The organism is Paractinoplanes ovalisporus (genome assembly GCF_016834655.1).
Taxonomy (GTDB): Bacteria; Actinomycetota; Actinomycetes; order Mycobacteriales; family Micromonosporaceae; genus Actinoplanes; species Actinoplanes ovalisporus.
The window spans coordinates 113,257-133,312 of sequence record NZ_JAENHP010000003.1; the positions used below are offsets into that span (position 1 = coordinate 113,257).

Below are 20,056 nucleotides of genomic sequence, written 5' to 3' on the forward strand. Positions count from 1 at the left end.
AGTGGTCAGTGTAAGCGGCGGGCCAGCTCCGCGTTGCGGTCGGCGAACGCCCGCCATTCGGGCGGGGTCAGCTCCAGCCACCGCTGGGCCGAGGCGTGTGAACTCGGCCGCTGCTCCCACCCGTCGAGCCGCCCGGCGCGCATCCGGAAACGCACGAGCAGACCGTCGGACCAGCCGTACGCGTCGTGGTCCGCCCCCGCCACGAGCTGCGACACCTTCTGGTCGGCGACGATCCAGTCCAGGGCCTCAATCTCCTGCTGGATCCGCCCGGCCAGCTCGAAGGCCAGGTTCTGCGACGCCCGATCCCGCAGAAGAGCCAGGCTTTCCCGTACGGCGTGAGTCTCGTCCACCCCCCGCCGGAGCACCGCGGCGATGGTCGCCCGGAACGCCGGCCGGTCGAGCGTGGTCACGCCCCGCATCCGGGCCAGGTCGCGCAGCCCGCCCTCGAGCCGCTCGGCGGTGTAGCGCAGCGGCAGCACCCGGTCGAGCCCGGACACCGCCAGGCGGGCCTGGCTGCCGCCGAGATAGGGCCCGAACTCGGCCGCTCCCGGCGCGTGCAGGTGCACCACCTTGGGGCCGTCGGGGTCGAGCCGGATGCCGACCGGCACCTCCTGGCCGCCGCGGGTCCGGTTCCAGCGCGGCTTCGAGCGTTCCAGCAGGTTGCGCTCGAACCAGGCGGCCTCGTGGACGGAGTCGCACACGACCGCCTCGACCCGGGCCACCTGCGGCACCATCCGGCGCAGGCGGGGGCGGTCGCGCAGGTCACCCCAGTAGGACCCGACCCGGCTGCGCAGCTGGGTGGCCCGCCCGATGTAGAGAACCTTGCCCGCGGCGTCGCGGAACCGGTAGACGCCGGGCGCCTGGGGCAGGCCGGCGGTCGGTGGCATGCCCGGGAATCTACTGGAAGACCGGCGGCGGGGCGGTGCTGGCGCGCGCGACAAGCGTGGTCGGCACCAGCACCGTGCCCGGCTCGAGACTGTGGCGGCGGATCTGGTCGAGCAGCCCCTGGACGCAGCGACGGCCCACCTCGGCGAAGTCCTGATGCACGGTGGTGAGCGGGGGCAGGTAGGAAGCGGCGTCCGGGATGTCGTCGAAGCCGACCACGCTGACCTCGTCGGGAACCCGGCGGCCGCGCTCGTGCAGGGCCCGCAGCACGCCCAGCGCCATCTGGTCGTTGGCGCAGAAGATGGCCGTGCAGGACGGTTCGGCGGCCAGCTGCAGACCGGCCTCGTAACCGGACAGGGCCGACCAGTCACCGCGCTGGACCGGCGGGACGGGCCGGCCCGCCTCGGTCAGCACGTCGCGCCAGGCCGCGGCCCGGCGCTCGCTCGAGAACGACTCGGCCGGGCCGGTGACGTGCCAGACCGTCTCGTGGCCGAGGTCGAGCAGATGGCGTACGGCCTGCCGGGCGCCGTCGGCCTGGTCGGTGTCGACCACCGGGTAGCGGTCGCCGGCGTCGGAGTCGACGACCACGACCTGCACGCCCGGCGGGAGCGTCAGATTGGCCGCATCGAGCAGGTGCACTTCCATGATCACGATCACGCCGTCGACGGCCAGCTCGCCGAGGCGGGTGAACGCGCCGAGCACGCCGTCCTGGGTCGGCATCGCAACCGGGATCAGCGTGATCGCGTAGCCCTCCTGGGCGGCCTGAGCGGCGATCGCCTCGACCGTTCGGCTGTTGCCGGTGGTCGCCAAGGTGAACAAAATGACGCCGATCGTACGAAACTCACCCCGTTTAAGTGCACGTGCCGCACTGTTGGGCCGATAACCCAGCTGTTGCATCGCGTTCAGAACCTGGCGCCTCGTCGACTCGACCACGCTGGGGTGTCCGTTCGAGACGCGGCTGACGGTCTGGGAGGAGACCCCAGCTAGACGAGCCACGTCGGCCATCGAAACGCCCCGGGGGCGGTTGCTTGACGATCCCTGCACGTGGTGAAACTATCACCCTCATGTTTACGCAAACATCACACCAGTGAACCTGACGAAACATTGTCGAACACAGTTGATCAGGTGCAATGTTTACGCAAACAGAACTCACGGTGAACGCCAGAACAGGATGACGGCAGATGGCAGTTCCACAGGTCGCGGCACCGCCGCCGGCGACGAGGCGCGTACGCCGCTCCTATCAGGGCTGGAAGTTCGTCGGCCCGTTCATGATCGTGTTCGCGCTGGTCTTCCTGGCTCCGATCGTCTACGCGATCTACCTGAGCCTCTACCGCAACCGGCTCATCGGCGGTAACGCGTTCGTCGGCCTGGACAACTACACGCAGGCGCTGCAGGACGCGCAGTTCTGGTCCGGCGTCGGCCGGGTCGGGCTCTTCCTGGTCGTCCAGGTGCCGATCATGCTGTTCCTGGCCCTGCTGGTGGCGCTCGCCCTCGACAGCGGCCGGCTTTACGGCAAGAGCTTCTTCCGGGTCTCGATCTTCCTGCCGTACGCGGTGCCGGCCGTCGTCGCCGCGCTGATGTGGGGCTTCATCTACGGCTCGCAGTTCGGCCTGGTCGGCAGCATCAACGACGCGCTCGGGATCTCGCTGCCCGACCCGCTCAAGCCGAGCCTCATCCTGGCCTCGATCGGCAACATCACGACCTGGCAGTTCGTCGGCTACAACATGCTGATCTTCTATTCGGCCCTGCAGGTCGTGCCGAAGTCGCTCTACGAGTCGGCCGCGATCGACGGCGCCGGCCAGGTCCGGATCATCCGCTCGATCAAGCTGCCGGCCATCCGGGGCGCGCTGGTCATCGCCACCATCTTCTCGATCATCGGCAGCTTCCAGCTGTTCAACGAGCCGGCCATCCTGCGCAACCTGGCGCCGAACGCGATCACCACGTTCTTCACGCCGAACTACTACGCCTACTCGCTGACCTTCTCGGGCCAGCAGATCAACTACTCCGCGGCGATCGCGGTCGTGATGGCCGTGATCACCATGATCGTCGCCTACGTGGTGCAGCTGCGCGGGACGAAGGACCTCTGATGACGACGACAACCTCCCCAGTGCGGTCCTCATCCCGTACGGGAAAGCCTGTGACCTTGTCATCGAAAAAGCGGCGCAAGGGCAGCGTCCTGCTGACCGTGCTCACCGCCGTGATGGCCTTGTACTCGCTGTTCCCGCTGGCCTGGCTGGTGATCAACTCGACCAAGACGCAGGACGGGTTGTTCAGCTCGTTCGGGCTCTGGTTCGACGACGGCAAGTTCGCCCTGTTCAGCAACATCGCCGACACGTTCACCTACAACGACGGCATCTATCTGCGCTGGCTGGGCAACACCGCCATCTATGTGCTGGTCGGCGCGGGCGGGGCGACCTTCCTGGCCCTGCTGGCCGGGTACGGGCTGGCCAAGTTCAACTTCGTGGGCAAGAAGGCCGTCTTCGCGATCGTCATCGGCGCGGTGGCCGTGCCGCCGACCGCGCTCGCCGTGCCGACGTTCCTCATGTTCAGCAAGATGGGCCTGACCAACACGCCGTGGGCCGTGATCATCCCGTCGCTGATCTCGCCGTTCGGGCTGTACCTGATGTGGACCTTCGCCGCCCAGGCGGTGCCGACCGAGATGCTCGAGGCGGCCCGGGTCGACGGCGCCGGCGAGTTCCGCACGCTCTTCAAGCTGAGCGTGCCGCTGCTGATGCCCGGCATCATCACGACCCTGCTCTTCACCATGGTCGCGACCATGAACAACTACTTCCTGCCGTTGATCATGCTGAAGAACCCGGACTGGTATCCGCTCACCGTCGGCCTCAACTCCTGGAACGCGCAGGCCGCCACGGCCGGTGGCGAGGCCGTCTTCAACCTGGTCATCACGGGTTCGCTCATCACCGTCGTGCTCCTGCTCGCGGCGTTCCTCTCGCTGCAGCGTTACTGGCAGTCCGGCCTGGCCGCCGGCTCCGTCAAGGAATAACTCACCCTCCCGCTCCGAAAGGGCTTCACCCATGTCCCGATTTCTGAAGGTGGCGGCCGTGGCCTCGGCCGCCGTCCTCGCCCTCACCGCCTGTGGCGGCGGGGACGACTCGTCCTCGTCCGGCTCGTCCGGCGGCTCCACCGTCTCCGACGCCGACGTCACCGCGGCGCTGGAGAAGGGCGGCACCCTGACCGTGTGGGCGTGGGAGCCCACCCTCAAGGACGTCGTCACGAAGTTCCAGGAGAAGTACCCGAACGTCAAGGTCGACCTGGTCAACGCGGGCACCGGCGACAAGCAGTACACCGCCCTGCAGAACGCGATCGCGGCCGGCAAGGGTGTGCCGGACGTCGGGCAGATCGAGTACTACGCGCTGCCGCAGTTCGCGATCGGCAAGGCGCTCACCGACCTCAAGTCGTACGGCGCCGAAAGCCTGAAGGCCGACTTCAACCCCGGCCCGTGGAACTCGGTCAACTCCGGGGGCGGCGTCTACGGCCTGCCCATGGACTCGGGCCCGATGGCGCTCTATTACAACAAGGAGGTCTTCGACAAGTACAAGATCGAGGTCCCCAAGACCTGGACCGAGTACCTCGAGGCCGCCCGCAAGCTGCACAAGGCCGACCCCAAGGCCTACATCACCAACGACACCGGCGACGCCGGCCTGACCACCAGCCTCATCTGGCAGGCGGGTGGCAAGCCGTACACCGTCGACGGCACCAACGTCACGATCAACTTCACCGACGCCGGCTCGCAGGAGTTCGTCAAGGTGTGGCAGGCCCTGATCAGCGAGAAGCTGCTCGCGCCGGTCAGCTCGTGGAGCGACGGGTGGTTCCAGGGCATCGGCAACGGCTCGATCGCCACGGTCGCGACCGGCGCCTGGATGCCGGCCAACTTCGTCACCAGCGCCCCGGCCGGCTCCGGCAAGTGGCGCGCGGCCGAGCTGCCGCAGTGGACCGCCGGCGCCAACGCCAGCGCCGAGAACGGCGGCAGCGCCCTCTCGGTCATGGACAAGGGCGCCAACAAGGAGCTCGCGTACGGCTTCCTGAAGTTCGCCAACGACGGTGACGGCGTGCAGATCCGTGTCGACGGCGGCGCTTTCCCGGCCACCAGCAAGACCCTGGCCGACCCGGCCTGGCTGGCCGACGAGTTCGAGTACTTCGGCGGTCAGAAGGCCAACGAGATCTTCGCCAAGTCGGCCCAGCAGGTCGTCACCGGCTGGTCGTACCTGCCCTTCCAGGTCTACTCGAACAGCGTCTTCAACGACACCGCGGGCAAGGCGTACGTCTCGAACACCACCCTGGCCGACGGTCTGAAGGCCTGGCAGGACCAGTCCGCCAAGTACGGCAACGAGCAGGGCTTCACCGTCAAGTAACAGCTCCACCTTCTGGGAGATTCTGTGTCACACCCCCGTTGGCTGCGCCGGTCCGGAGACGCCCGTCTCGAGTACGGCGCGGACTACAACCCCGAGCAGTGGCCCCGCGAGGTCTGGGACGACGACGTGCGCGCCATGCGCGAGGCCGGCGTCACCATCGTCTCGCTCGCCATCTTCTCGTGGGCCAAGCTCGAGACCGCCGAGGGCCGGTACGACTTCGGCTGGCTCGACGAGGCGATCGACCTGTTGCACGCCAACGGGATCGCGGTTGATCTGGCCACGGCGACGGCCTCGCCGCCGCCGTGGCTGACCACCGCGTACCCGCAGATTCTGCCGGTGGATCAGAAGGGCAACACGATCTGGCCGGGCGGCCGTCAGCAGTGGCGGCCGACCTCGCCGATCTTCCGGGAGCACGCGCTGCGGCTCGTCCGGACCATGGCTGAGCGTTACGGAAGCCACCCGGCCGTCGTGGCCTGGCACGTCAGCAACGAGCTGGGCTGCCACAACGTCTACGACTATTCGGACGACGCCGCGGCCGCGTTCCGGCAGTGGTTGCGCGCCCGCTACACGACGATCGACGCGGTGAACGAGGCGTGGGGCACCGCCTTCTGGTCGCAGTGGTACACCGACTTCGAGCAGATCCTGCCCCCGCGCCAGGCCGCGACCCACCCCAACCCGGGTCAGCAGCTCGACTTCAAGCGGTTCTCGTCCGACGCGCTCAAGGACTATTTGGTGGCCGAGCGCGAGATCCTGCGCGAGATCACGCCGGACATCCCGGTCACGACCAACTTCATGGTCATGGGCGAGACCAAGGGCATGGACTACGCGGACTGGGCGGCCGAGGTCGACTTCGTGTCGAACGACCACTACCGCCTGCCCGGCCGGCAGACCCTGGACGAGCTGTCGTTCTCGGCCAACCTGACCGGCAACATCGCCGGCGGGCAGCCGTGGTTCCTGATGGAGCACTCGACCAGCGCGGTCAACTGGCAGCCGATCAACCTGGCCAAGAAGCCGGGCGAGCTGGCCCGCGACTCGCTCACCCACGTCGCCCACGGCGCCGACGCAGTCTGCTTCTTCCAGTGGCGGCAGTCCAAGGCCGGGGCCGAGAAGTACCACTCGGCGATGGTTCCGCACGCCGGCACGTCCTCGCAGCTGTTCCAGGACGTGGCCGACCTCGGGGCTCGTCTGCGCTCGCTGTCCGATGTCGCGGGCCTTCCCCGTACGCCGGCGAAGGCGGCCGTCCTCTTCGACTGGACCTCGTGGTGGGCGGTCGAGCAGGACTCGCACCCGAGTGCGCAGCTGCGCTACCGCCAGGAGGCGCTGGACTGGTACACGGCGTTCCTCGACCTCGGCGTACGGGCGGATGTCGTGCCCGTGGCGGCCGATCTGTCGGGCTACGACGTCGTGGTGGCGCCGGTGCTGCACGTGGTGCCGTCGACGCTCGCCCTGCGGCTGTCGGAGTTCGTCTCGTCCGGCGGGCACCTGATCACCACGTACTTCTCGGGGATCGTCGACGAGAACGACCACGCCTGGCTCGGCGGCTACCCGGGCGCGCTGCGCGACCTGCTCGGCGTACGCATCGAGGAGTTCGGCCCGCTGCTCGACGGCGACACGGCCGAGCTCGACAACGGCCTGACCGGCACCCTGTGGACCGACCGCATCGACGTGACCAGCGAAGAGACGACCGTACTGGCCTCCTACAAGACGGGCGACCAGGCCGGGCGGGCCGCGATCACCCGCCGTACGGTGGGATCGGGCTCCGCCGCGTACGTCTCGACCCGCCTGGGTCCCGACGGCCTGGTGCCGGTCCTCGGCGACCTGCTCGCGCGGGCCGGCGTCACCAGCGAACTGCCGGAAGCTCTGCGTGGCCAGGTTGAGCTGGCCGTTCGCGGGAACACCCGATTCGTCATCAACCGCACCGAGGAACCGGTCGACATCAGCGCCCTCGGCGGTGATGTCCGCACTCTCACCGCCAGGGGAGTGGCGGTGCTACGCGCCTGAGTCCCAGCCAGGCGCGCAGAACGCCCCGGCGACGGCCCTTTGTGGCGGTCGCCGGGGCGTTCTTCGTCGGAGGCCGGATCCGGCTTCAGCTCGCCGAGGGACCGGGCGTGGGGGCGGTCGCCGTCGGGGCGGGGTGGTCGGGCGTGTTGCGTTCACGTTCATCGCCACGGAAGGAGAGATAGCCGACCAACGTGCCGAGCAACGCGACGATGAGGCTGACAGCGCGATGATGCCGCCGAACTTCGGCAGCCCCAGGAAACGGAACCGACCCTTCGTATCCTCCGGGCGCTCCGCCGCCTCTGGCAGTTCGCCCGCCGCTGTCGGCAGCCCTGAGCCGGGCGTGCCGCGGGTCGGCCGGCGGTCCGCCTTGGTTTCGATGCCGTCGAGCAGGCGGGCGATCGGGAACTCCTCGACCAGCCCTTGGGGCACCACGGTGTCGCGGCCGACCGACTCCAGGTTGAGCAGATGCTTGTACGGCACCCAGACTCCGGGATGGCCGGCAACCGGCACCTGTTCCTCACCAGCCAGACCCGGGATCGTCTTCTCGATCTTCCGGAGCTCGGCCCGGATGGCGGTCAGCAGCCCACGACGGCCGTTGGCCGGGCCGGCCACCCTGATGACAAGCGTGGCGTCCTCACGGTCGGCCTTCACCAGGGCCCGGTTGCCATCGAGCCTCAGCACGACGCCGGTACGCCAGACTGTGCCCTGGCTGATCATGGGATGCAGCCGGACGACGAGGCGGCCGATGATGCTGGACGGCAACACGCCGTATCGAACGGTGAAGTCGAGCGTGTCCTCCCACGCTCCCGTGTCGGGCTCCTCTTTGGTCAGAAGATCTGGGATCAGGAAGATGTCGTCCGACTCGTAGCAGAGCTCGAACTTCTTCATCATCTCGACGATGAACTGCCGCTTGTCGGGCTGGTAGCGGTCGTCGTCGAGGATGCCGTCGATGACCGGCCAGCGCAGCAGCCCCTTCTCCTGAGCCGCGGCATGCGAGTTGAGCAGACGATAGACGCCGCCCGTGACCCAGCTCGGGTTCAAGATGTTGGTGTCACGCAGCCGGCGGTCCGTGCGGAAGCACAGAACCGTGCCGAGGTCGTGCAGGAAGCCGATGAGAAGTTCCTGCGACGCCGAGGTGTCGACGCCTTTGTCGCGACAGAGTTCTTCGTACGCGGTGAACGGCAGATAGTCGGCGTCGAGCTTTTCCAGGTGTTCCTTGACGGCGAAGAACGAGGTGGGCAACTCGTCGCGGACGTGGGGAAGCGTGCCGAGTGACTGGCGTAGCGAATCGCGGACCGCGTCGAGGCCGACATTGTTCGCGCACGAGGTCTCGATGATGTCCACGATGTCGGGGTATTTCGTGCGCAGGCCGCGGTGGTCGATGTCGAGCTCGAAGCCTTCGCATTTGTTGCCGACCAGGATGACCGGGGAGCCGCCAGAGAAGCCCTGGATGAGCTTCAGCCAATACTCGATGCGGTTCTGTTCCTCGCTCTGCCGCGCGTCGACGACCAGGAGATAGACGCTGCGCCGGGTGAGGAAGAACTGATGGGTGGCGTGCATGATCTCCTGCCCGCCGAAGTCCCACAGGTTGACCGCGATGTCCGTGCCGTCCACGTCGAGATCCCACCGGGTGACGTCGATCCCCTCGGTCTTGCGCTCGTCGGGGTCGAAGTCGCCGCGTGTGAGCCGTCGGATGATCGAACTCTTCCCGACGGAACCCTCCCCCGATGACCAGGAGTTTCGCCTCGTCGAGCGGCCGGCGGTCCTCCCGCGTGCGGACGATGTAGTCCCAGATCGTGCTCACCGAGGTGGGGTCCTGCAGAACTTCCGGGGGCAATGGGAGGTCGTTGCCGATCAGGTTGACGTAGCGGAGTCCGGAGAAGTTGGGCAGGTCGCCCGGTAGCGCCTCCAGCCTGTTGTCCGCCGCGCTCAACACCTCGAGCGTGCTCTGCTGGAACAGCGCCGTCGGCAGGTGGTGCAGATCGTTCCCGGCCAGGTTGAGACCGCGCAGCCGTCGCATCGCGCCGATCGACTCCGGCAGAGTCCGGAGGCCCTGGTCGGCGAGATCGAGCCACTCCAGGTTCGGAAGCTTGAAGAGCCACGGCGGCAAACTCTTGATCTTTGCCCGGTCGACCGGTGGCCCGGCGCTGAATCGGGTTCCGGATGGCCCCAGGAACTCGGGGTGCAGCAGGTACATCTCCCGGTCGAGGGGTCCACCCATCGAACTGAGGCTGAGAAGGCGTAACTCATCAAGCTCGCGAACCGCTTCGGGCACGCTGTTCAGACCGGTGGCGGTCAGGATGAGGGTCCTGATACCGGCGGGTAACGGCAGGTCCCCGGTCCCCCCGAGCGGGTTGAGTCCGAGGTCGAGGTCCGTCAGACCGGAGAGGTTAGACGCTGATGGTCCCGAGCGCAGGGATGTCCAGCAGCTCGCGCGGCCAGGTCCGCAGGCGCTGGTCGTGCAGTTCGAACACGCCCGAATGGTGGGCGTTGCTCAGCGCCTGCCGGATCGACGTCATGTCGCGTCATCGTAGGGGCACGATTCCACTCTGGAGCCGATGTCCCTCTGCGGGGTCAGCGGGGGCCGAGGGCGACCCCGTCCGCACGTCCGTAGGCGGCGAAGAACCGGTCGCGGAACTCGTCCATCCGCCAGACCGGGGCGTTGCCCGGCTTGAGGCCGTCGGTCCAGTTCCAGGCGGCGATCTTCTCCAGCACCTGCGGGTCCTTGGCGATGATCGAGACCGGGACGTCGTGGCTGGCGTTGGGGCCGGTGATGCGGGACATCGGCTGGTGGTCGCCGAACATGATCAGGACCGTGTCCTTGTCGCCGTAGTCGGCGGCCCATGTGGTGAGGGCTTCCACCGAGTAGGCGAGCGTCCGAGCGTACGAAAGCTGGGTCTTGACCTTGTCGGCCCACAACTCGGAGCGCGGCGGTGCGTCGGCGACCTGGGGCTCGTAGACCTTGCCGTCGCCGATCTGGTTCCACGGGACCATCGACGGCACGTGGGTCCACGGCTCGTGGCTGGACGTGAGCGTGATCTCGGCCATCAGCGGCTTGGTGGCCTTGGCGTTGACCTTGCGCTGGAACGTGTCGAGCACGTACTGGTCGGGCATCCGGGACCACCCGAAGTCCGGCCCCTTGTAGCCCATCGTGCGCGAGTCGAGAACCTGGTCGTACCCGTAGAACCCGGCCTCGGGCCAGTCCTTGGTGTTGCCGGGTTCGATGCCCGCGGTCTGCCAGCCGGCGTCCTTGAAGGCCCTCGTCAGGGTCAGCCGGTCACCCTTGACCATGCCGTCGTAGCGCTGCTGCGAGGTGATCCACAGCCCGGACTGGAACGAGCCGTGCGCCAGCCAGCTGCCCCCGCCATAGGTGGAGGACGTGAGCCATCCCGTACGGGCGTGGAATCCCGCCTTTCGCAGGCGCTCGTCCGAGGCGGCCAGGGCCGGGTTGACGATGGCCGACATGCCGGGGTCGGTGAGCGAGCTGTGCCCGAAGCTCTCGACGACGCCGATGATCACGTCTTTGCCCTTGAGACCCGACACGAGGTCGGCGGCGGGCGTGGCGGCGTACGGGTCGTGGCTGACCGCCGAGGCGAACTGCCGCTCGTCGCGGATGGTGGCCGGCACCTGCCTGGCCGTGGACTTGAGCAGCGCGATCGCCGAGTCGGAGGCGACCGGCGCGTTGGGGAAGATGGTGACCCCGGAAAGGGCGAGTGCCACCCAGACAGCACTGAGTCCCACCAGGGTGCGGCGCGCGGAAACAGAACGAGCGAGCCGCGCCAGCCGCAAAGACGCCAAGACCAGAGCGGCCAGCAGCACGACACCACCGACGACGGCTCCGGCCACGACCAGATTGGCGTATGTCTTGCCGTCGGTCTCGGTCAGCGCGTTGTACCCGTCGCGCAGCAGGGGAGTGTCGATCACCGGGTCGAACTTGCGGCCCAGCACACTGCGGAAACCGGCGTTCGCGATCTTGAGGATGACGAGGGCGCCGACGCCGAGCCCGAACAGCACCGCGAACGGCCTCCGCCACCGTACGGGAAGCGCGAACACAACCGCCCCGCCGAGAATGACCTCGATCGGCAACCGCAGGAATGCGCCTGGCAGGAAGGCGCCCTCCTTGGGCCGGGCGATCGCGTCGGGCACGACCAGCGCGGCGACGATCAGAGCGGCGGCGGCGACGGTGAGCGAGACACGCAGAACGCGGCGAACAGGTACGGGCACGCCCCGGGATACGGGCGGGAGCCGCGCAAGGTTCAGAACGGATAACTTCGGCCTTTGTCGCGCATCGTTATCCATTGAAGTTCGGTGAAGTCCTCGGCCGCGAACTGCAGGCCGAACCGTCCCCACCCGCTGTCCTTGAGCCCGCCGAACGGCATCTGCGGCTCGTCGTTGACGGTCTGGTCGTTGAGGTGCACGATGCCGACCTCGAGGCGGCGGGCCAGGTCCAGGCTGCCGTACGTGTCGCGCGAGATGATGCCGGCGGTCAGGCCGAAGCGGGAGGCGTTGGCACGGTCGACCGCCTCGTCGGCCGACGCGACCGTCTCGAGCAGGGCGACCGGGCCGAACGTCTCCTCGAACGCGATCTCGGCCTCGGGCGGCACGTCGGTCAGCACGGTCGGCGGGTAGCACGGGGGCGCCGCCTCGCCGCCGGTCAGCAGCCGGGCCCCGAGGGCGACGGCCTCGTCGACCCGCCGCGCGACCAGGCTCAACGCCCATTCATTGATCAACGGCCCGACCACCGTACGGGGATCGCGGGGGTCACCGACCGCAAGCGTGGACACCTTGGCGACGAAGCGGCGGGTGAACTCGGCGGCGACCGGCTCCTCGACCAGGATCCGGCGCACACACATGCAGATCTCGCCCTGGTGCACGAACGCGCCGTAGGCCGCGGCGTCGACGGCCAGATCGAGGTCGGCGTCGGCGAGCACGATCAGCGCGTTGTGACCGCTGAGCTGCAGGACCGGGCGTTTGAGGTGCCGCGCTGCCAGTTCGGCCAGGCGGCGGCCGGTCACCGTGGAGCCGGTGAAGCTGATCCGGCGTACGAGGGAATGGGTCACCAGCTCCTCGGCGATCACGCCGGCGTCGCCCGGGGCGTGGGTCACCACGTTGAGCACGCCGGCGGGCAGCCCGGCCTCGGTCAGCAGCGACGCCCACAGCGTGCCCCCGGTGACGGGTGACTCCTCGGAGGGCTTGAGCACCACCGTGTTGCCCAGCGCGAGCGGCCCGACCACGGCCCGGCCGGCCAGGCTGAGCGCCGCGTTCCAGGGGGCGATGGCCGCGACCACCCCCACCGGCCGCCGAACGGCCAGGGCGCGCGAACCGGGCAGATCGGTCGGCAGGATCTGGCCGATCGGGGCGTGCGCCAGCCCGGCCGCCTGGCGCAGCAGGGCCAGGCAGAAGTCGAGCTGCATGTGCCCGAAGACCGGGCCGCAGCCGGTCTCGGCCGCGAGCAGGCCGAGCACCTCGTCGGCCCGGCGGGCCAGGGCGTCGGCCGCGCGCAGGAAGATGACCTGGCGTTCGGTGGGTGGCATGGCGGCCCAGGCCGGGAACGCGGCGTGCGCGGCCTCGATCGCGGCCCGGGCGTCGTCGGCGTCACCCGAGGCGACCTCGGCCAGCACCGCGCGGGTGTAGGCGTCGTAGTCGGGGTGCCAGCCGCCGCCGGCCGGGCCCACCTCGGCGCCGCCGATGTGGTGCGACACCTTAAGGGTCACGTCGCTGCTCCTGGCCTTGTCACTGACTCACTGACGGCTCGCGCTTCGACGGCTCCCGCCGAGTCGCCCTGTGGCCGGCGGCTCGCGCAGAGCGTAACCGACCGGGAGCAGCCGGAACGGCAGGCGATCGCCGGCCAGGCTCCACAGCCCGCGCGGCCGGAACAGGGCGAAGCCGATCGCGACCAGCCCGAGCCCGATCAGGTACCAGGCGCCGAACTGGGCGAACCAGTCCTGCAGCAGGAAGAAGACGACCGCGCCCAGGATCGGGCCCTCGAAGCTGCCGATCCCGCCGACCAGCACCATGAACAGCAGGTAGGCCGACCACTGCACCCCGAAGATGGACTGCGGTTGGATGAACAGCGTGTTGGCCAGGGTGAGCGCGCCGGCCGCGCCGCAGCCGACGCCGGCCAGCACGAACAGGGCGAACTTGAGCGGGCCGGCGCGGACCCCGAGCGCGGCCGCCGCGTCCTCGTCGTCCCGCACGGCCTGGATCGCCACCCCCGTACGGCGTCGCAGCAGCACGAACACCGCGACCAGCAGCGCCAGCGTGAAGGCCAGGGTCAGCCAGTACGTGTAGGCGCGGCGCCAGTCCGGGGCGTACGCGTTGAGCCCGCGCAGCGACACGCCGGTGCCACCGCCGAGGTCCTCGTCGAGCGCGACCAGCAGGGCCAGGGCTTCGGCGACGACCCACGTGCCGACCGCGAACTGGCCGCCGCGCAGCCGCAACAGCAGCGGGGCGAGCGCGACCGCGAGCACGGCGGAGAGCCCGGCGGCGAGGACGACGGCCACGTACGGGTGCACGTCGCGCTGGGCGAGGAACACCGTGGCGTACGCGCCGAACCCGAGGAACGCCTGCTGGCCGACCGACACCAGACCGCCGTACCCGGCCAGGACGTTCCACATCGACGCCAGGATGACCAGTGTGCACAGGGTGGTGAGCTGCTGGACGACGTCGGTGCGGAACAGGAACGGGACGGCGAACAGCAGGAGCCCGAATGCGCTCAGCCCCGACGTGGCGAGCCGGGTCGCCCGCCCCGAGCGGACGACCTGCCATGGCCCGGTCACCTGATCACCGCCCGCCCGCGCGGGCTCGCGAGGACGGCCAGGAACACCAGGTGGCCGGCGAGGATCGAATACTGCGGGTCGACGGTGGCGCCGAGGGTCTGGGCGACGCCGAGCACGATGCCACCCGTGAGCGTGCCCCAGATCGAGCCGAGCCCGCCGATCACCACCGCCTCGAACGCGAAGATCAGCTGGGTCGGGCCGCTGGACGCGTCGAACGTGGACCGCACCGCCAGAAACACCCCGGCCAGGGTCGCGGTGGCCACGGCGATCGCGGTGGCCTTGGCGTACACGGACTGCGCGGGGATCCCGACCAGGGCCGCCGTGTCCGGGTCCTGGGCGGTGGCCCGCATCTCGCGGCCGAAGCGGGTGCGCCGCAACAGCAGGTGCAGGCCGCCCAGCACGAGCACCGCGACGACCAGGACCAGCAGGCCCAGGTACGACACCGACAGCTGGTCGGTGAGCCGCCAGCTGCCGGTGGCCAGCCCGCCGGCCGCGCCACCGAGCGAGCGGACGTCGGGCGAGTAGGCCTGCAGCAGTCCGTTCTGGATGACGATGGCCAGCCCGAACGTGGTGAGCAGCGGGGTCAGCGGGCCGCCGCGCAGGCTGCGGGCGAGCACGGTGCGGTGCAGCAGATAGCCCAGGACCAGCATGACCGGCAGCACCGGCAGCAGGGCGACGAACGGGTCGGCGCCGGCCGTGACGGTGACCGACCAGACCAGGAACGCGCCCAGCACGGCCAGGTCGCCGTGGGCCAGGTTGATGATCCGCATGACCCCGAAGATGAGCGACAGGCCGCAGGCGAACAGCGCGTACAGCCCGCCCAGGAAGATCCCCTGGAGGATGGCGTTGACCCAGGTCATGGCGTCCTCGCGAAGCCGAAGTAGGCCTGGACGACCCGGTCGCGGGTCAGCCCGGCGGCCGGCGCCTCGAGCGTGATCCGGCCCTCCAGCAGGCAGATCACGCGACCGGCGACGGCCAGGGCCCGGCCGAGATCCTGCTCGACCAGCACGAGCGTGGTGCCCAGCCCGCGCAGCGTCGCGATCATGTCGTACACCTCGTCGACCGCCTGCGGGGAGAGGCCGAGCGAGACCTCGTCGACCAGCAGCAGCCGCGGGTTGGTCATCAGGGACCGGGCGATCGCGGTGGCCTGCTGCTGACCGCCGGAGAGTTTCGCCGCCGGACGGTCGAGCAGCGGCCGCAGCCGGGGGAACGCGTCGAGCACCGTCTCCAGCTGCCACCGGCCCGGGCGGCCGGCCACGGTCAGGTTCTCGCGCACGGTGAGCTCGGGAAACAGGCGCCGGCCCTCGGGCACCAGCGCGATGCCGAGCGCGACGCGGCGGTGCGCGGGCAGACCTTCAAGATCCTTCCCCGCGTACGCGATGACGCCGCCCGCCGCGGGATGCGCCCCCGCGATCGTGCGCAGCAGGGTTGTCTTGCCGGCGCCGTTGGCCCCGATCAGCGCCACGACCTCACCCTCGTCGACGTCGAACGAGACGCCCCGGACGGCGGCCAGCAATCCGTGCCGCGCATGCAGCCCGGTCACCCGCAGCAGCGTCATGACGTCCTCCCCAGATAGGCGTCGATGACCACGGCGTCGCCGAGCACCCGGGCCGGTTCCCCGTCGGCGATGACCCGGCCCGTGTCCATGCAGATCAGCCGGTCCACGACCTGCACCAGCACGTGCACGATGTGCTCGATCCAGACGATCGCGGTGCCGGCCGACCGCACCTGCCGCACGGCGGCGACCAGCTCCGCGGCCTCGGCGTCGGTGAGCCCGCCGCCGATCTCGTCCAGCAGCACCACCCGCGGCCCGGTGGCCAGGCAGCGGGCGAGTTCGAGCCGCTTGCGGTGCAGCAGCCCCAGGCTTTCGGCGCGCCGGTTGGCCAGCGTGGTCAGCCCGCACTCGTCGAGGACGTCGGCGCAGCGGCGGTGGGCGGCGTGGCCGCGCAGTCCCGCGCCGTGGGTGGCGGCGACGACCACGTTCTCGAGCACGGTCATGCCGCCGAACGGGCGCGGGATCTGAAACGCCCGCCCGATGCCCATCCGGGCCCGCTGGTCGGGCCGGGCCCGGGTGATGTCCCGCCCGTCGAAGCGCACCGTGCCGCCGGTCGGCCGGACCGCCCCGGCCAGCACGTTGAGCAGGGTCGTCTTGCCGGCGCCGTTGGGCCCGACGATGCCGACCGCCTCGCCCGGCGCGACCGTGAAGCCGACGTCGCGCAGCACCGGCAGGTCGCCGTAGCGCACGCTCAGGTCGCGTCCCTCCAGAACGGCGGTCACCGGCGGCCGTACTGCTGGAGCTTGGCCGCGGTCGGCACGTTCGGGTCGGACGAGTTCTCGACCAGCACGAACTCGACCTTGTCGCGGCTGTCCGTCGACTTGATCCACTGTCCGCCGAGGATCGGGGTCGCGACCACGTTGGCGTTCGGGCCCTGACCCCAGCGCAGCCGGCCGACCGGGGTCTCGACGTCGAGCGTGCCGATCGTCCTGGCCACGGCGGCCCGGTCCTTCGGGTTGCCGGTGGCGGTGAGCGCGGCCGCGGCCACGTCGAACAGGGCCAGGCTGGGCCCGAGCTGCTGGTTCCACTGCTTGCCGGTGGCGGTGCGGTAGCCGTCGGCCAGGGACTTTCCGCCCGCCTTGGTCAGCGACGACGCGTACGGATAGGTCGGGGTCCAGTAGGCGCCGCCGGCCACCCCGATGCCCAGGTCGCCGAGCGCCTCGATCTGCGACGGGAACAGGCCGGTCTTGGCGACCTGGCAGATCTTGGGCCGGAAGCCCTGCTGCGCGGCCTGCCGCCAGAACGTGGCGAAGTCGGGCGGGATCGGGAACGAGTTGAAGATCTCGCAGCCCTCGGCCTTGAACCGGGCGATCTGGGCCGAGAAGTCGTTGGTGCCGTTGGTGTAGGCGCCGGGGTCGACGATCGTGAAGCCCTCCTGCTCGAGCAGCGGCCCGAGGGCGGCCCGGATGGCGTTGCCGTCGGAGTCGTTGGGCCACATCACGCCGACCTTGCGGTTGGTCGGCACCTGGGGCCACTCGTGGGCGTACATGGAATGGAACTGCTCGACGCCGAAGCAGAAGTGGTAGGTGAACTTGTAGGCGTTCTTCTCGTCGGGCTTCGCGCCGCGCCCGAAATACCAGGCCTCCCACGGCACTACCGTGGACACGCAGGGCACGCCGGCCGCCTCGCTCGCGTCGGAGACCGGGTTGACCGTCTCGGGGGTCGAGGTGGTGAGCATCAGGTCGACCGCGTCGGAGTTGATCAGGTCGTTGGCGACCTGGGCGGCGCGCTGCGGGTTGGACTGGCTGTCCCGGTCCAGGATCTGTACGGAGTATTTCGTGCCGCCCGCCGTGAGGCCGCCCGCGAGCGCCTTGCGGGCCAGGTCGAGCACGTACGCGTCGGGTTCGCCGAAGCCGGCCGCGGCGCCCGTCCGGGGGCTGACAAAGCCGATCTTCAGGGTGCCGGTGTTCTCGTCGCTGCTGTTGTCGCTGCCCAGGCCGCCGCAGGCCGACAGCATGGTTCCGGTAAGGCCGAGGCCGGTCGCGCGGAGCAGATCGCGCCGGGTGGCATGGATCTCCATATGTGCCTCCCTTGTGGACCGCGACGGTAGGAGTGGTTTGCGTCACACGTCAATCGAGTGTTCGAATAACTGGAACGACCGCTGAAAGAGTGCACGCATGACGACGCCCCCGGCCGCTTCCACGTCGCAGTCGCTCGAGCGTGGGCTGCGCATCCTCACCGAGTTCGCCGAGAACGGCCCCGTGCTGGGCATCGCCGACCTGGCCCGCGCGGTCGACCTCAACCGCAGCACCACCCACCGGTACGTGGCGACGCTGGCCGGGCTCGGCTTCCTGCAGCAGGACCCGGACACCCGCAAGTACTCGCTCGGCCCGCGCGTGGTCGACCTCGGGTTCGCCGCGATCAGCTCGATGGAGATCACCGGCGTGGCCGCCGCCCACCTGCAGACCCTCTCGGACGAGACCGGCTGCGCGGCCAGCATGGCCGTGCTCGACGGGGCCGACATCGTCTATGTCGAGCGGCGCCGCAGCCGGCGGCAGGCGGGCGTGGCGGTCGACCTCAACCTGCACGTCGGGTCGCGGCTGCCGGCCTACTGCACGTCGATGGGCAAGGTGCTGCTGGCCTACCGCGATCCGGCGGCGCTGCGGCCGCTGCTCGACCGCATGGACCTGGCCCGGCGCGGGCCGCGGACCATCACCGTACGGGAACAGCTGGTGTCCGCCCTGTCCCAGGTGCGGCAGGCCGGCATGGCGGTCAACGACGAGGAGCTCGCGCCCGGGTTGAGGTCGCTGGCCGCGCCGATCCGCGACCGCTCCGGCCATGTGGTCGCGGCGATCAACATCGCGGTGCACCTGACCACCTGGACCGCCTCGGTCGACTCGGTGGTCGCCAAGCTCTCGGGCCCGCTGCTGCGCACGGCGGCCGACATCTCGCACCAGCTGGGCTACCGTTCTGGGTCCCCGTTCGAATAGTTGAAACACCGCGTTGATAAGTGGGAAACGCGTGCCTAGGGTCGGCGGCATGGTGCTGCTGGACGAGAACCGCTGGAACGACCTGCTCTTCACCGACGGCGCCTGGCGTGCCGGCAGCGGCGAGACCGTCGACGTGACCGAGCCCGCCACCGGCGGTGTGCTGGGCCGGATCACCCTGGCCACGCCCGCCGACGTCGAGGCCGCTGCCCGGTCCGCCGCCTCCGCCCAGAAGGAGTGGGCTGCTCAGCCGCACTTCGCGCGGGCCGCCGTGCTGCGCAAGGCCGCCGCGCTGTGGGCCGAGCACGCCGAGGAGATCTCGTGGTGGAACGTCCGCGAGGTCGGCGCGATCCCCGGGATGGCCGGGTTCGCCGTGCATACCGCCGAACAGGAATGCTGGGAGGCGGCGTCACTGCCCGGCCGCCCGTACGGAGAACTGATCCCCTCGGGCGAGCCGCGCCTGTCGATGATCCGCCGCTATCCGGTCGGTGTCGTCGGTGTCATCGCGCCGTTCAACGTGCCCATCATCCTGGCCATCCGGTCGGTGGCGCCCGCTTTGGCCCTCGGCAACGCGGTGTTGTTGAAGCCCGATCCCCGTACGGCGGTGACGGGCGGCCTCGTGCTGGCCCGGATCTTCCAGGAGGCCGGCCTGCCCGACGGGCTGTTCCAGGTGTTGCCCGGCGGCGCTGATGTGGGCGAGGCCCTGGTCACCGACCCGCGGGTGCCGGTCATCTCGTTCACCGGCTCGACCGGGGCCGGACGCCGCGTGGGGGAGCTCGCCGGGAAGCACCTCAAGCGGGCCCACCTGGAGCTGGGTGGCAACTCGGCGTTGGTGGTGCTGTCGGATGCCGACGTGGATTCCGCGGTGAACCTGGCCGCGTGGGGGAGCTGGTTCCACCAGGGGCAGATCTGCATGACCACCGGGCGGCACCTGGTGCACGAGAGCCTGTACGACGACTTCGTGGAGCGGCTGGCCGACAAGGCGGGGAAGTTGCCGGTCGGTGACCCGGCCCGTGATCAGGTCGCGTTGGGGCCGGTCATCGACGCGGGGCAGCGCGACAAGATCCACGACCTGGTTACGTCCAGCGTCGGTGGTGACGTGCGGCTGGCTGCGGGTGGGTCGTACGAAGGGTTGTTCTATCGGCCGACTGTGCTGGCGGGGGCTTCCGCGTCTACGCCGGCGTTCGCGCAGGAGATCTTCGGGCCGGTGGCGCCGGTGGCCCGTTTCGGGAGTCTGGAGGAGGCGGTGGCCCTGGCTGGGGAGTCGGAGTATGGGCTGTCGCTGGGGATTGTGACCCGGGATGCGATGCGTGGGGTCGAGTTGGCTGATCTGATTCCGACCGGGATCGTGCACATCAATGACCAGACTGTGAACGACGAGGCGAATGCGCCGTTCGGTGGGGTGGCCGCCTCGGGTACGGGGTCTCGTTTTGGCGGAGCTGCGGCCAATATTGAGGCGTTTACCGAGACGCGGTGGATCACTGTGCGCAGCCAGCCGGCCGCCTACCCGTTCTAAAGGTCAGTCCGGTTGGCGGG

At 69.7% G+C, this 20,056-nt stretch carries 17 protein-coding genes and 1 pseudogene; 6 read left to right on the forward strand and 12 right to left on the reverse strand.

What is annotated here, in order from left to right; all coding sequences use genetic code 11:
• Nucleotides 1-5: 5 nt before the first annotated feature.
• Both JIG36_RS10670 and JIG36_RS10675 read right to left on the reverse strand, forming a co-directional pair.
• Nucleotides 6-887, reverse strand: coding sequence for a GIY-YIG nuclease family protein (locus tag JIG36_RS10670; protein WP_203375945.1), 882 nt, complete (start codon nucleotides 885-887; stop codon nucleotides 6-8).
• Nucleotides 888-897: 10 nt separating this feature from the next.
• Complete coding sequence (locus tag JIG36_RS10675) at nucleotides 898-1,890, reverse strand: LacI family DNA-binding transcriptional regulator (RefSeq protein ID WP_203375946.1); 993 nt, start codon at nucleotides 1,888-1,890, stop codon at nucleotides 898-900.
• A gap of 176 nt (nucleotides 1,891-2,066) precedes the next feature.
• Between JIG36_RS10675 and JIG36_RS10680 the strand changes: the two genes are divergently transcribed.
• From JIG36_RS10680 to JIG36_RS10695, 4 genes are read left to right on the forward strand one after another with little or no spacing between them, the layout of a single operon-like run.
• On the forward strand, nucleotides 2,067-2,972 hold the full coding sequence (locus tag JIG36_RS10680) for a carbohydrate ABC transporter permease (protein WP_203375947.1): 906 nt from the start codon (nucleotides 2,067-2,069) through the stop codon (nucleotides 2,970-2,972).
• A 56-nt stretch (nucleotides 2,973-3,028) separates the two neighbouring features.
• A complete protein-coding gene (locus JIG36_RS10685; RefSeq protein WP_438870718.1) occupies nucleotides 3,029-3,889 on the forward strand; it encodes a carbohydrate ABC transporter permease in 861 nt (286 codons plus the stop codon).
• 31 nt (nucleotides 3,890-3,920) lie between these two features.
• Complete coding sequence (locus JIG36_RS10690; protein WP_203375949.1) at nucleotides 3,921-5,258, forward strand: ABC transporter substrate-binding protein; 1,338 nt, start codon at nucleotides 3,921-3,923, stop codon at nucleotides 5,256-5,258.
• 24 nt (nucleotides 5,259-5,282) lie between these two features.
• Complete coding sequence (locus tag JIG36_RS10695) at nucleotides 5,283-7,259, forward strand: beta-galactosidase (protein WP_203375950.1); 1,977 nt, start codon at nucleotides 5,283-5,285, stop codon at nucleotides 7,257-7,259.
• Here the strand turns inward: JIG36_RS10695 and JIG36_RS10700 are convergent.
• From JIG36_RS10700 to JIG36_RS10740, 10 genes and pseudogenes are all read right to left on the reverse strand, one after another.
• Nucleotides 7,248-8,603, reverse strand: a complete 1,356-nt coding sequence (locus JIG36_RS10700) for a COR domain-containing protein (RefSeq protein ID WP_203375951.1) — start codon at nucleotides 8,601-8,603, stop codon at nucleotides 7,248-7,250. The genes JIG36_RS10695 and JIG36_RS10700 overlap by 12 nt on opposite strands.
• Nucleotides 8,604-8,717: 114 nt before the next feature.
• Nucleotides 8,718-8,957 (reverse strand): annotated as a pseudogene (locus tag JIG36_RS54625) (P-loop NTPase family protein); the annotation flags it as partial.
• A gap of 692 nt (nucleotides 8,958-9,649) precedes the next feature.
• Nucleotides 9,650-9,778, reverse strand: a complete 129-nt coding sequence (locus JIG36_RS53210) for a hypothetical protein (protein ID WP_268919581.1) — start codon at nucleotides 9,776-9,778, stop codon at nucleotides 9,650-9,652.
• Nucleotides 9,779-9,833: 55 nt separating this feature from the next.
• Nucleotides 9,834-11,483 carry a sulfatase-like hydrolase/transferase gene (locus JIG36_RS10710; RefSeq protein WP_203375952.1) on the reverse strand — a complete coding sequence of 550 codons (1,650 nt, stop codon included), beginning with the start codon at nucleotides 11,481-11,483 and terminating at the stop codon, nucleotides 9,834-9,836.
• Between the two features lie 32 nt (nucleotides 11,484-11,515).
• Entirely contained in the window at nucleotides 11,516-12,973 is a 1,458-nt protein-coding gene (locus JIG36_RS10715) for an aldehyde dehydrogenase family protein (protein WP_203375953.1), read from the reverse strand.
• 27 nt (nucleotides 12,974-13,000) lie between these two features.
• Nucleotides 13,001-14,038, reverse strand: coding sequence for a branched-chain amino acid ABC transporter permease (locus JIG36_RS10720; RefSeq protein WP_307872656.1), 1,038 nt, complete (start codon nucleotides 14,036-14,038; stop codon nucleotides 13,001-13,003).
• Complete coding sequence (locus tag JIG36_RS10725) at nucleotides 14,035-14,898, reverse strand: branched-chain amino acid ABC transporter permease (protein ID WP_203375954.1); 864 nt, start codon at nucleotides 14,896-14,898, stop codon at nucleotides 14,035-14,037. Before JIG36_RS10725 ends, JIG36_RS10720 begins: the two co-directional genes overlap by 4 nt.
• Entirely contained in the window at nucleotides 14,895-15,596 is a 702-nt protein-coding gene (locus JIG36_RS10730; RefSeq protein WP_203375955.1) for an ABC transporter ATP-binding protein, read from the reverse strand. Before JIG36_RS10730 ends, JIG36_RS10725 begins: the two co-directional genes overlap by 4 nt.
• Nucleotides 15,593-16,315 carry an ABC transporter ATP-binding protein gene (locus JIG36_RS10735; RefSeq protein ID WP_203375956.1) on the reverse strand — a complete coding sequence of 241 codons (723 nt, stop codon included), beginning with the start codon at nucleotides 16,313-16,315 and terminating at the stop codon, nucleotides 15,593-15,595. The genes JIG36_RS10730 and JIG36_RS10735 overlap by 4 nt, the downstream gene beginning before the upstream one ends.
• Nucleotides 16,312-17,613, reverse strand: coding sequence for an ABC transporter substrate-binding protein (locus JIG36_RS10740; RefSeq protein WP_203375957.1), 1,302 nt, complete (start codon nucleotides 17,611-17,613; stop codon nucleotides 16,312-16,314). The genes JIG36_RS10735 and JIG36_RS10740 overlap by 4 nt, the downstream gene beginning before the upstream one ends.
• A 97-nt stretch (nucleotides 17,614-17,710) precedes the next feature.
• Between JIG36_RS10740 and JIG36_RS10745 the strand changes: the two genes are divergently transcribed.
• Together JIG36_RS10745 and JIG36_RS10750 are read left to right on the forward strand one after the other, a co-directional pair.
• The gene (locus JIG36_RS10745; protein WP_203375958.1) at nucleotides 17,711-18,523 is read left to right on the forward strand and encodes an IclR family transcriptional regulator; all 813 of its coding nucleotides are present in this window, start codon (nucleotides 17,711-17,713) and stop codon (nucleotides 18,521-18,523) included.
• Between the two features lie 49 nt (nucleotides 18,524-18,572).
• A complete protein-coding gene (locus JIG36_RS10750) occupies nucleotides 18,573-20,036 on the forward strand; it encodes a benzaldehyde dehydrogenase (protein ID WP_203375959.1) in 1,464 nt (487 codons plus the stop codon).
• Nucleotides 20,037-20,056 lie beyond the last annotated feature (20 nt).

What these genes read in the sequence shown, in the direction of transcription:
- JIG36_RS10740 (WP_203375957.1), bottom strand. Translation starts at nt 17,613, where the DNA reads ATGGAGATCCATGCCACCCGGCGCGATCTGCTCCGCGCGACCGGCCTC.
- JIG36_RS53210 (WP_268919581.1), bottom strand. Translation starts at nt 9,778, where the DNA reads ATGACGTCGATCCGGCAGGCGCTGAGCAACGCCCACCATTCGGGCGTG.
- JIG36_RS10680 (WP_203375947.1), top strand. Translation starts at nt 2,067, where the DNA reads ATGGCAGTTCCACAGGTCGCGGCACCGCCGCCGGCGACGAGGCGCGTA.
- JIG36_RS10730 (WP_203375955.1), bottom strand. Translation starts at nt 15,596, where the DNA reads ATGACGCTGCTGCGGGTGACCGGGCTGCATGCGCGGCACGGATTGCTG.
- JIG36_RS10750 (WP_203375959.1), top strand. Translation starts at nt 18,573, where the DNA reads ATGGTGCTGCTGGACGAGAACCGCTGGAACGACCTGCTCTTCACCGAC.
- JIG36_RS10725 (WP_203375954.1), bottom strand. Translation starts at nt 14,898, where the DNA reads ATGACCTGGGTCAACGCCATCCTCCAGGGGATCTTCCTGGGCGGGCTG.
- JIG36_RS10675 (WP_203375946.1), bottom strand. Translation starts at nt 1,890, where the DNA reads ATGGCCGACGTGGCTCGTCTAGCTGGGGTCTCCTCCCAGACCGTCAGC.
- JIG36_RS10745 (WP_203375958.1), top strand. Translation starts at nt 17,711, where the DNA reads ATGACGACGCCCCCGGCCGCTTCCACGTCGCAGTCGCTCGAGCGTGGG.
- JIG36_RS10670 (WP_203375945.1), bottom strand. Translation starts at nt 887, where the DNA reads ATGCCACCGACCGCCGGCCTGCCCCAGGCGCCCGGCGTCTACCGGTTC.
- JIG36_RS10690 (WP_203375949.1), top strand. Translation starts at nt 3,921, where the DNA reads ATGTCCCGATTTCTGAAGGTGGCGGCCGTGGCCTCGGCCGCCGTCCTC.